This is a genomic window from Limnochorda sp. (assembly GCF_047459355.1).
Taxonomy (GTDB): domain Bacteria; phylum Bacillota; class Limnochordia; order Limnochordales; family Limnochordaceae; genus Limnochorda.
In genome coordinates this window covers 1-11,071 of the sequence record NZ_VSCV01000037.1, presented here as the reverse complement: position 1 = coordinate 11,071, position 11,071 = coordinate 1, and the positions used below count along the sequence as shown (strand labels likewise).

Here is an 11,071-nt window from a genome sequence, read left to right as displayed (position 1 = left end):
CACCCAACCCCTCCCCCACCCGGCCACCTACGGCGCTGACTGCCCCTGGGCCTACCTGCGGGGCGTCTTCCTCGCCCGGGGCTCCGTCAACCGGCCGGGCCGGCCCTACCACCTGGAACTGGTCTGCGACAGCCCCGCCGTCCATGCCCTGGTGGGCCAACTCCTGGAGGAGTGCGGCCTCCACGCCGGCTCGGGCCGCCGGCGGGGGAGCCTGCTCCACTACCTGAAGGGCGCCGATGACGTGGTCGCCTTCCTCCAGGTGATCGGGGCCTCCCGGGCGGTGCTGGAGCTGGAGAACAGCCGGGCCCTCAAAGGGATGCGGAACCGGGTCAACCGGATCGTCAACGCCGAGACGGCCAACCTGGACAAGGTGGTGGCGGCCAGCCTCCGGCAGATCGAGGCGATCCACCGCCTCCAGGCCAGGGGCCAGCTGAGCCAGCTTTCGCCGGTCCAGCAGGCGCTGGCCCAGGCGCGCCTCCGCCACCCCGATCTCTCGTTGCGGGAGCTGGGCCAGCTGCTGGAGCCGCCTCTTTCCAAGTCGGCTGTCCAGTACCACATGGGCCGCTTCCTCCGCCTGGCCGGCCTCGATCAGACGCCCGAGAGCCCGTCCCAGGAGCGGGGGAGGAGGGAGCCCCCCGTGGGAGAATAGAGAAGGGGTGGTGTCTCGGTCCGTGACCGGGACCATTTTCGCCCGCGTCGGGACGCCCGACATCCCGGGGGGGAGCGGGAAGTGGACGATTCAGGACTCTTGCGTCGGATCGCGCCGGAGGCTGGGGAGCTCATCGAACGCCGGTACCTTCTGCTCCAGCACATCTCCTTCGCTCAACCGGTAGGACGCCGGGCCCTGGCCGCCTACCTGGACTGGCCGGAGCGGCTGGTCCGGAAAGAGATGGACTTCCTCCGGCGTCAGGGTCTGATCGTCTCCGACCCCGAGGGGATGCGGATCACCCCTGAGGGCGAGGCCATCCTCAAGAGCCTCCGGGAGTACCTCCGGGACTTCCGGGGGATCAGCCAGCTCGAGCGGGAGCTGGAACGGAGGCTGGTCCTCAAGCGGATCATCATCGTGCCAGGCGATTCAGATCACGATCCGACGGTCAAAAAGGAGCTGGCCCGAGCCACCGCCCAGTATCTGCAGAGCATCCTCCAAGCCGGTATGACCCTTGCCGTAACGGGGGGGACCACCTTGGCCGAGGTGGCCGAGAGCCTCCCCACCAGCCGGGAACCGCTGGACATCACCGTGGTGCCTGCCCGGGGTGGTCTCGGCGAGGAGGTTGAGCTCCAAGCCAACACCGTCGCCGCCCGCATCGCCCAGCGGCTAGGGGCCCAATACCGCCTCCTGCACATCCCCGACGACCTGGGGGAGGAGGCGGTCCTGGCCGTCCAGGCGGAGCCCCGCATCCGGGAGTTGCTCGAACAGATCAAGCGAGCCGATGTCCTCCTCCACGGTATTGGTCCGGCCGAGGAGATGGCCCGCCGCCGCGGGCTGCCCGCGGAGACCATCCGTCTCCTCCGGCAGCGGCGCGCGGTGGGGGAGGCCTTCGGTTTCTACTTCGACCGGGAAGGCCGGGTGGTCTACACCACCAGCTCGGTGGGCATCCGCCACGAGGACGTCCCCCAGATCACCCATGTGGTGGCCGTGGGGGGCGGGTGCAGCAAGGCGGAGGCCTCCCTGGCCGTCATCTCCAGCGGCGGCCAGGATGTTTTCATCACCGACGAGGGAGCGGCCCGGACCCTTCTCGAAATCCTGGAGGGGCGGGACCGGCGGCGGCTCTCCCTGCGCGCCGAGATCTCGGAAGCAGGGATCGGGGCACCCTAGCGGCAGGCACGGAGGACGGTTCAGCGACACGAGGAGGTCGAAAAGATGGCGATCCGTGTTGGGATCAACGGGTTTGGTCGTATTGGTCGACTGGTGTTCCGGGGCGCCTTCCAGGATCCTGAGATCGAGGTTGTGGCGGTCAACGACATCACCGATCCCAAGACCCTCGCCCACCTGCTGCAGTACGACTCGGTCCACGGCCGCTTCCCTGAGAAGGTGGAGGCGACGGAGGACGGCTTCCGCATCGGCGACCGGCACGTGAAGGTCTTCGCCGAGCGGGAGCCCCAGAAGCTGCCCTGGAAGGATCTGGGCGTCGACTACGTGGTGGAGTCCACCGGTGTTTTCCGCACCCGGGAGCAGGCCGCGTGGCACCTGGAGGCGGGGGCCAAGAAGGTCATCATCAGCGCCCCGGCCAAGGGTGAGGACCTGACGGTGGTCATGGGCGTCAACGAGGATCAGTACGATCCGGCCAACCACCATGTGGTCTCCAACGCGTCGTGCACCACCAACTGCCTGGCCCCCATGGTCAAGGTGCTCCACGACAACTTCCGCATCGTGCACGGCTTCATGGTCACCGTCCACGCCTACACCAACGACCAGCGGATCCTTGACCTGCCCCACAAGGACCTGCGCCGGGCCCGGGCGGCGGCTCAGAACATCATTCCCACCACTACCGGGGCCGCGAGCGCGGTGGGCAAGGTGCTGCCTGAGCTGAAGGGCAAGCTGGACGGTTACGCCATGCGGGTGCCCGTGCCCACCGTCTCCATCGTGGACTTCACCGCGGTGGTGGAGAAGGCGACCACCATCGAGGAGGTCAACGCCGCCTTCAAGGCCGCGGCCGAAGGGCCCATGAAGGGCATCCTCGCCTACGTGGAGGAGCCTTTGGTCTCCATGGACTTCAAGGGCGACCCCCACTCCTCCAGCATCGACGCCAGCCTGACCAACGTCATCGACGGCAACCTGGTCAAGGCCGTGTCCTGGTACGACAACGAGTGGGGCTACTCCATGCGGGTGGTGGACCTGATCAAGTACATGGCGGCCCGTGACTGAGCCCCAAGCTCCAGGCCAAGGAGGGAGAGCCATGCAGGTGCAGGCGGTCGACCAGCTGCCCGTGGAAGGCAAACGGGTGCTGGTCCGGGTCGACTTCAACGTGCCCCTGAGTGAGGACGGGACCATCACCGACGACACCCGGATCCGGGCCGCCCTGCCCACCATCCAGCACCTGCTGGACCGGGGGGCGGCGGTGATCCTCATGTCCCACCTGGGCCGTCCCAAGGGCCAGGTGGTGGAGAGCCTCCGGCTCGACCCCGTGGCGGACCGGCTGGGGGAGCTCCTGGGCCGGCCCGTCCGGAAGGTGAACGACTGCGTGGGGCCGGAGGCGGAGGCGGCGGCCCAAGCCTTGAAGCCAGGCGAGGTGCTCCTCCTGGAGAACCTCCGGTTCCACCCGGAAGAGGAGAAGAACGACGCCGCCTTCGCGCAGAAGCTCGCATCCCTGGCCGATGCCTACGTGAACGACGCCTTCGGCGCCGCCCACCGGGCCCACGCGTCCACGGAAGCGGTCGCCCGCCTGCTTCCGTCTGCCGCCGGCTTCCTCATGCTGAAGGAGATCCAGATCATGGGCGGCGCCCTGGAGAACCCCAACCGGCCCTTCTTGGCCATCCTGGGTGGCGCCAAGGTCTCGGATAAGATCGGCGTCATCCAGAACCTCCTGGACAAGGTGGATGTGCTGGCCATCGGGGGCGGCATGGGCTACACCTTCCTCAAGGCCAAGGGGTATGAGGTGGGCCAGTCCCTCCTGGACGAGGAGCGGGTGGAGCTGGCCCGCCAGCTGATCCAGCAGGCGGAGGCGAAGCAGGTGCGGCTCCTCCTGCCCGTGGATGTGGTGGTGGCCAGCGAGATCTCGCCCGATGCCGAGACCCAGGTGGTCCCCGCGGATCAGATCCCCGCGGACAAGCAGGGGCTGGACATTGGGCCGGAGACGGCCAAGCTGCTGGCCGACGAGGTCCGCAAGGCCCGAACCATCATCTGGAACGGGCCCCTGGGCGTCTTCGAGGTGGAGCCCTTCGCCCGGGGCACCCGGGCGGTGGCCATGGCCATGGCCCAGGCCGACGCGGTCACCATCATCGGTGGGGGTGATTCGGCGGCGGCTGTGGAGCAGATGGGCGTGGCCCACCGGATGACCCATGTCTCCACCGGCGGCGGCGCCTCCCTGGAGTTCCTTGAGGGGAAGACCCTGCCCGGGGTGGCCGCCCTGGCTGCGCGGACGGAGGGATGACCATGCGGCGCCCACTCATGGCCGGCAACTGGAAGATGCACCTGACCCTGGACCAGGCCGAGGCCCTGGCCCGGGGCGTGGCCAGCGGGCTGGCCGCGCAGGCCGTGTCCGACCAGGTGGAGGTGGTCGTCTGCCCACCCTTCGTCCACCTGGAGCGGGTGAGCCGGGCCCTGGCCGGCTCACCCGTCGCCCTGGGCGCCCAGGACCTCTTCTGGGAGGATGAGGGGGCCTACACGGGCGAGGTGTCGGGACCTCAGCTCGTCGACCTGGGCTGCCGCTACGTGATCGTGGGCCACTCGGAGCGCCGCCACGTGCTGGGCGAGTCCAACGAGGCGGTCCGGCGGAAGCTGGAGGCGGCCCTCCGGCACGGCGTGCGGCCCATCCTCTGTGTGGGCGAGCGAATCGAGGAGCGGCGGGCGGGCCGGGCGGACGCGACCGTCGCCAACCAGGTCCGCACGGCGCTGGCGGGCCTCACCCCTGAGCAGGCCCGCCAGGTGGTTATCGCCTACGAGCCGGTGTGGGCCATCGGCACCGGGGAGCATGCCTCGGGCGAGGAGGCCAACCGGATGGCCGGCCTCATCCGGGACCAGGTTGGGGAGCTCTTTACGGCCGAAGTTGCTGAGGCGGTGCGCATTCTGTACGGAGGAAGCGTCAAGCCGGCCAACGTGGCGGAGTTCGTCTCCCAGCCCCAGGTGGATGGGGCCCTGGTGGGCGGGGCCAGCCTGGAGGCAGAGGGCTTCGTGGCCATGGCCGCCGCGGCCGGTGGCCGGCAAGGAGGCGGAGAAGCATGATTGAGCAGATCCACGCGCGGGAGATTTTGGACTCCCGGGGCAACCCCACCATTGAGGTGGACGTCTACCTGGACGATGGGAGCTTCGGCCGGGCGGCCGTGCCCTCGGGCGCGTCCACGGGCAAGTTCGAGGCGGTGGAGCTCCGGGACGGCGACGCCGATCGCTACCTGGGCAAGGGCGTTCTCAAGGCCGTTGAGAACGTGAACGAGCGGATCGCCCCGGAGCTGGTGGGCCTGGATGAGACGGACCAGGTGGCCATCGACCGGGCCATGATCGACTTGGACGGCACGGAGAACAAGGGCAACCTGGGCGCCAATGCCATCTTGGGCGTCTCCCTGGCGGTGGCCAAGGCGGCGGCCGAATCGGCGGGCCTGCCCCTCTACCGGTACGTGGGTGGCACCCTGGCCCGGACCCTGCCCGTTCCCATGATGAACATCCTCAACGGCGGGGCCCACGCGGACAACACGGTGGACATCCAGGAGTTCATGATCATGCCCGTCGGCGCCCCCACCTTCCGGGACGCCCTCCGGATGGGCGCGGAGGTCTTCCACGCCCTGAAGAGCGTCCTCCAGGGGAAGGGGCTCTCCACCGCGGTGGGGGACGAGGGCGGCTTCGCCCCCAACCTACGGTCCAACGAGGAGGCCCTCGACGTCATCGTCGAGGCCATCGAGAAGGCGGGCTTCAAGCCGGGGGAGGACATCGCCCTGGCGTTGGACGTGGCCTCCAGCGAGCTCTACGAGAACGGCGTCTACCGCTTCCCGGGCGAGGGGAAGACCCGGAACGCCGACGAGATGATCGAGTTCTACACCCGCCTCATCGAGCAGTATCCCATCGTGAGCATTGAGGACCCCCTGGACGAGGAGGCGTGGGCCGACTGGGCCCAGCTGACCAAGGCCCTGGGGGACCGGGTCCAGCTGGTGGGGGATGACCTCTTCGTCACCAACACCCGCCGGCTCAGCCGGGGGATTGCCGCGGGCGTGGGGAACAGCATCCTGGTCAAGGTGAACCAGATCGGCACCCTGACCGAGACCCTGGAGGCCGTCGACATGGCCCACCGGGCCCGCTACACGGCCATCCTCTCCCACCGCTCGGGGGAGACGGAGGATACCACCATCGCCCACCTGGCCGTGGCCACCAACTGCGGCCTGATCAAGACCGGCGCGCCCAGCCGGAGCGAGCGGGTGGCCAAGTACAACGAGCTGATCCGGATCGAAGAGGAGCTGGCCGACCAGGCCCGCTACGCCGGGTGGAACGCCCTGAAGGTGGGCCCCGCCCGGGAGAAGAGCTCCTCGTAACGGGGAAACGGCGGGTCACCCGCCGTTTTCCGAATTCTTGCCAGCCTTGGAAGGCCTGTGTTACAATGGCCGCGTGGTCTGTCCGAAGGGACGTGCCGCGGGCGGAAAGGGGCGATGGCGTGACCACGGCGCTGATGGTCTTGGAGTTGATCGTCGGGATCCTGCTTATGGGGGTCTTTGCTCTGCAGCGGAGCAAGGGCGAGGGCTTGGGCTCCATCGGCGGAGGCGCCCAGATGTTCTTTGAGCAGAGCAAGGGCCTGGACCGGTTCCTGGAGCAGGCCATGACGGTCTTAGGCATTCTGCTCATGGTCTTTGCCGTGGGCCTCGCGCTGGTCGCCTAAGAGGTCCGGCAACGCAGTGGGGGGCGGGCTTCGGCTCGCCCTCTTTGGTATCTTGCCAAACCAATCTTCGCTCTCATCTCATTCATCAGGGAGGAGTTGTTGATGGAACTTGCCTCATGGGCGCCATGGGCTGGCATCGGGGCGGGCCTGCTCTCGCTCCTGGTGGCGCTCACCTATTTCCGCGGCATTCTGCGCGAATCTCCTGGGAATGAGCGCATGCGTTCCATCCAGAGCGCCATTCATGAGGGCGCGATGGCTTTCCTCAGGCGTGAATACGGTATTCTCGTCTACTTTGTCGTGATCGTGGCGGCGGTCATCCTCCTGTCCGGCTTGCTCTGGCCGGCCTCCATGGACCCGCGGACAGCCATTGCCTTCGTGCTGGGGGCCATCTGCTCCACCCTGGCTGGCTTCATCGGCATGCAGGCCGCCACCCACGCCAACGCCCGGACCGCCCAGGCGGCGACCAAGGGCCTGGGGCGGGCGCTGCGTGTCGCCTTCGCCGGCGGGTCGGTGATGGGGCTGACGGTGGCGGGGCTGGGCCTGGCGGGGGTGGCTCTGGTGGTGGCCCTCTTCGGGCGCGCTTCGGATCCTGTCACCTTCAACGTGGTGAACGGATTCGCCTTTGGGGCCAGTTCCATCGCGCTCTTCGCCCGCGTGGGCGGTGGCATTTATACCAAGGCGGCCGACGTGGGCGCCGACCTGGTGGGCAAGGTGGAGGCGGGCATTCCTGAAGACGACCCCCGCAACCCGGCGGTGATCGCCGACAACGTGGGCGACAACGTGGGTGACGTGGCCGGTATGGGCGCCGACCTTTTCGAGTCCTACGTCGCCTCCATCATCTCCAGCATGGCCATCGGGGCCGCGTGGGTGGCCGGCTCCGGGGTCTCCTTGGGCTACATCTACCTGCCTCTGGTGACGGGCGCGGTGGGCATCATCGCCTCCATCCTGGCGGGCTGGATCGTCCGTCAGGGGGTGGACCGGGGCCCGGCCGGCGCCCTGCGGCGGGGGACCTTTGCCGCCGCCATCCTGGCTTTGATCGGGACCTACCTGGCGTCCGTCTGGCTCCTCCCGGGTGAGGGGGTGCGGGTCTTCGGGGCCGTGGCCGCCGGGGTGGTGGTGGGGGTCTTGATCGGCCTCATCACCGAGTACTACACCTCCTACGACTACAAGCCCGTGCAGGGCATTGCCCAGCAGTCGGTGACCGGCACGGCCACCAACATCATCGCCGGCCTTTCGGTGGGGATGGCCAGCACCGTCCTGCCCATGCTCTTCCTGGCCATCGGGGTTGGGATCGCCTATGCCCTGGCCGGGCTGTACGGGATTGGGCTGGCGGCGGTGGGGATGCTCTCCACCACCGGCATGACCGTCTCAGTGGACGCGTACGGACCCATCGCCGACAACGCCGGCGGCATCGCCGAGATGGCCGAGTTGGACCCCAAGGTGCGTGAGGTGACGGACCACCTGGATGCGGTGGGGAACACCACCGCGGCCATGGCCAAGGGCTTCGCCATCGGCTCCGCGGCCCTGACGGCCCTGGCCCTCTTCAGCTCCTACGCGCAGGCCGCGCAGCTGGGAGGCCTCGACCTCTTGAGCCCGGGGGTGGTCATCGGCCTGCTCCTGGGCGCCACCCTCCCCTTCATCTTCTCCTCCCTGGCCATGCAGGCGGTGGGCCATGCGGCCAACGCCATGATCACTGAGGTTCGCCGCCAGTTCAAGGAGATTAAGGGCCTGATGGAGGGGACGGCCCGGCCCGACTACGCCCGGTGTGTGGACATCAGCACCGCCGCCGCCCTGCGCTCCATGGTGGCGCCCGGCGGCATGGCGGTCCTGGTGCCCATTGTCGTGGGCCTGATCCTGGGCAAGGAGGCCCTGGGCGGGCTCTTGGCGGGCGCCACCGCCTCCGGCGTGCTCCTGGCGCTAATGATGGCCAACGCCGGCGGGGCCTGGGACAACGCCAAGAAGTACATCGAGGAGGGCCACCACGGCGGCAAGGGGACGCCCGCCCATGCGGCGGCGGTGGTGGGCGACACCGTGGGCGACCCCTTCAAGGATACCGCAGGGCCCAGCCTGAACATCCTGATCAAGCTGATGGCCATCGTCTCCATCATCTTCGCCCCCCTCTTCGGCAGCGGTCTCATCGGCTGACCTCGGTTCGGCAGGCCCCCGGCTCCCAGAGCCGGGGGCCGTTCCCTTTCTTGGACGGGCCCAGCCACCCCGACCAAGGAGGGTGCGCCGGGCCGGCGTACTGTAGGGTAAGAGGGTGGGGCGGGTGGAAGGGATGGGGTGGATGAGGACAGGAGGATCTTTGGGCCAGGTCTGGCGTGGGTGGGGCGTGAAGCTTCTCCTCTTCTTCGCTCTGATGGTGGCCGGGTGGGGGCTGGGCGTGGGGGACGCGCAGGCGCAGGAGGATGAGCTGCTCCCCCTGGGGATCATCGTCCAGCCCGAACCGGGGGAGCTGGAGGTTTGGATCGAGACGGATCAGCGCCGGTACGACCTGGGGGACGAGGTGACCATCCGCTTCGGGCTCAACCGGGATGCGTGGGTCTACATCTACAACCTGGATGCCGACGGGCGGGTCTCTCTCCTCTTCCCCAACCGCTTCGACCGCCAGAACCGGGTCCGGGCGGGCACCCACCGGTTGCCCCGCCGGGGCTACGCCTTCGAGGCGGCGGGCCCGCCGGGGGTGGAGTACCTCCAGATCATCGCCAGCCGCACCCCTCTGGAGCTGAGCCGGGAGGGGGCCTGGGCCCAAGAGCCTTTCCCCGACCTGGGCGCGGCGGGCCTGCTGGAGGCGAAGGTCCGCTCCCAGCTCCGGACGGTGCCGGCCGATGACTGGGCGGTCGCCTGGACCTCCTTCCGGGTGGGCCGGCCCACGCCCCCGCCGCCCCCGCCGGCTCCAGCTCCGCCGGCGAAGCCGAAAGCGTGGGAGCCCTCGGTCCACCTGGGCCTGGATGTGGGCTGGGGCCCCGATCCGGATGAGCCCCACCGGATCATCTTCAGCTTCGGCGGCGATGTGGGCAGCCCCGACCTGGGGTTGGGCTTCAGCCTCCGGTTGACGGGGGAGGAGCCCCATCCGGGGTGGTACCAGCGGGGGCCGGAGACGGAGCTGTATGGCCGGTTCACCCTGGTGCGATCCGGTTCCTTCGATGTCCGGACGGGGGTGGGGCTCGCCTGGCAGGCGTGGGCGTACGGAGGTTCGCCCCCGTTCCGCTCGGAGACGAGGGTGCGGCCGACCTTCCTCCTGGGGGCCGGCTTCCGGCAGGGGCCGGGGTACACCTGGGTGGGGTACCACGTGCGGCGGGGGATGGTCCTGGGGGTGGCCCTGCAGTTCTAGGGGGCCCTGGCCCAGGTCAAGGAATTTGTCTCATTAGCCGATATGGAAGGTGAGGGGAACCCAGGGGTCTGGGGTCCGACGAAACGGCAAACCCGTGCGAAAGCCGGGGGCGCAAAGCTGCGGCGCTTCGAGGGAGACCTCATGCGGGCCGAGCTGCCGAATCGCACCTCACGACAACCGACCCTGGAGGCCTGTCCTCGCGCGCAGCTGGGGAACGGGATGGGTCTTTCGGCAGGCCGCTCCGCCGAGGCGCCGGGCTGACGGAGGCGGTGGAGATGCCCTCATCCGCGTTCCCTAGCATGGTGCTGGCCCATCGGCGGGCGGTCCAGATCCACTGGGTGGGCATGGGCATCGTCCTGGCCGCCCTCATCCTCCTCCACCGGCTCACCGATGTTCCTCTTGGCCGGGTTCTGGGCCTCCTCGTCCTGGCTGCCGGGGTGAACGGGGCGTCGGCGCTGGTGGTCTTCCTGGCCGGGGATCGGGTCCAGGAGCACCCCCAGCGCTTGGTCCCCATTGTCGCGGCCCAGCTGGCCATCGACCTGGTGATCCTCGGGTGCGCTGTCTTCGCCTCGGGTGGGGCCTCCAGTCCCTTCCTGCTCCTTTTTGCCCTACACCCGGCTCTGGCCGGAGTGGTCCTCCCGGGCCGGCTGGTGGCCATCCTGGTGGGCCTGGGGCTGGTCAGCCTGGCCGCGGCCCTCGGGGGGAGCCCCCTGCCGCCGGCCGGGGCCGCGGGCTGGATCCTCCTGCGGGGACGGCCCTACCCCCTGGCGGTCCTGGCGCTGGCGGGCGGCTTTATGGTGGTGGCGGGGGCGGTGGCCGCCGGGTTGCGCCGGGAACTCCGGGAGGCCGAGCGGGGGTGGGAGCAGCGGGCCCTGGAGCTGGAGGTCCTCCACCAGGTGGTGGAGGCGGACACGGCGGCGACCGACGCGGACGCGTGGATCCGGCGGGTGACGGAGATCCTGGCCTCCACCCTCTATCCTGACGATGTGGGCTTCCTTTTCGTCGATGAGGCGACGGGGACGCTGCGGCCCCACCCCTCCTACCACGGTCTGGGGCCGGATGTGGAGCGGATCAGCGTCCCCATTGGGGCGGGCATCACGGGCACGGTGGCCCGGGACGGCCAGCCCCTCCTGGTGCCCGATGTGCGCCGGGATCCCCGGTACATCCCCATCGCGCCCCAGGTGCGCGCCGAGCTCTGCGTGCCCGTGCGGGTGGGCGG

General features: G+C 69.4%; 10 protein-coding genes and 1 riboswitch. All 10 genes read left to right on the top strand.

The features are described 5' to 3' along the window. A partial coding sequence (whiA, locus tag FWJ67_RS09870; RefSeq protein WP_414482761.1) for a DNA-binding protein WhiA occupies positions 1–649 on the top strand: 649 nt, incomplete at its 5' end. Positions 650–730: 81 nt separating this feature from the next. Next, entirely contained in the window at positions 731–1,816 is a 1,086-nt protein-coding gene (locus FWJ67_RS09865; protein WP_304174553.1) for a sugar-binding transcriptional regulator, read from the top strand. Between the two features lie 45 nt (positions 1,817–1,861). Continuing rightward, positions 1,862–2,866 carry a type I glyceraldehyde-3-phosphate dehydrogenase gene (gene gap / locus FWJ67_RS09860; protein WP_414482185.1) on the top strand — a complete coding sequence of 335 codons (1,005 nt, stop codon included), beginning with the start codon at positions 1,862–1,864 and terminating at the stop codon, positions 2,864–2,866. Positions 2,867–2,897: 31 nt separating this feature from the next. Further along, a complete protein-coding gene (locus FWJ67_RS09855; protein ID WP_304174556.1) occupies positions 2,898–4,091 on the top strand; it encodes a phosphoglycerate kinase in 1,194 nt (397 codons plus the stop codon). 2 nt (positions 4,092–4,093) lie between these two features. Further along, the gene (gene tpiA, locus FWJ67_RS09850) at positions 4,094–4,882 is read left to right on the top strand and encodes a triose-phosphate isomerase (protein ID WP_304174558.1); all 789 of its coding nucleotides are present in this window, start codon (positions 4,094–4,096) and stop codon (positions 4,880–4,882) included. Further along, entirely contained in the window at positions 4,879–6,177 is a 1,299-nt protein-coding gene (gene eno / locus FWJ67_RS09845; protein ID WP_304174560.1) for a phosphopyruvate hydratase, read from the top strand. The genes tpiA and eno overlap by 4 nt, the downstream gene beginning before the upstream one ends. A 119-nt stretch (positions 6,178–6,296) precedes the next feature. Beyond that, positions 6,297–6,518, top strand: coding sequence for a preprotein translocase subunit SecG (gene secG, locus FWJ67_RS09840; protein ID WP_304174562.1), 222 nt, complete (start codon positions 6,297–6,299; stop codon positions 6,516–6,518). Between the two features lie 102 nt (positions 6,519–6,620). Beyond that, complete coding sequence (locus tag FWJ67_RS09835; RefSeq protein ID WP_414482186.1) at positions 6,621–8,663, top strand: sodium-translocating pyrophosphatase; 2,043 nt, start codon at positions 6,621–6,623, stop codon at positions 8,661–8,663. 142 nt (positions 8,664–8,805) lie between these two features. Then, positions 8,806–9,852: a DUF4384 domain-containing protein gene (locus FWJ67_RS09830; protein ID WP_414482187.1), complete on the top strand. Its 1,047-nt coding sequence runs from the start codon at positions 8,806–8,808 to the stop codon at positions 9,850–9,852. Between the two features lie 75 nt (positions 9,853–9,927). Continuing rightward, positions 9,928–10,013, top strand: a riboswitch (cyclic di-GMP riboswitch). Positions 10,014–10,127: 114 nt separating this feature from the next. After that, a partial coding sequence (locus FWJ67_RS09825) for a GAF domain-containing protein (RefSeq protein WP_414482760.1) occupies positions 10,128–11,071 on the top strand: 944 nt, incomplete at its 3' end.

Bases quoted from the DNA above. Each gene is read 5' to 3' on its own strand.
- gap (WP_414482185.1), top strand. From the start codon at position 1,862: ATGGCGATCCGTGTTGGGATCAACGGGTTTGGTCGTATTGGTCGACTG.
- FWJ67_RS09855 (WP_304174556.1), top strand. From the start codon at position 2,898: ATGCAGGTGCAGGCGGTCGACCAGCTGCCCGTGGAAGGCAAACGGGTG.
- tpiA (WP_304174558.1), top strand. From the start codon at position 4,094: ATGCGGCGCCCACTCATGGCCGGCAACTGGAAGATGCACCTGACCCTG.
- eno (WP_304174560.1), top strand. From the start codon at position 4,879: ATGATTGAGCAGATCCACGCGCGGGAGATTTTGGACTCCCGGGGCAAC.
- FWJ67_RS09835 (WP_414482186.1), top strand. From the start codon at position 6,621: ATGGAACTTGCCTCATGGGCGCCATGGGCTGGCATCGGGGCGGGCCTG.
- FWJ67_RS09830 (WP_414482187.1), top strand. From the start codon at position 8,806: ATGAGGACAGGAGGATCTTTGGGCCAGGTCTGGCGTGGGTGGGGCGTG.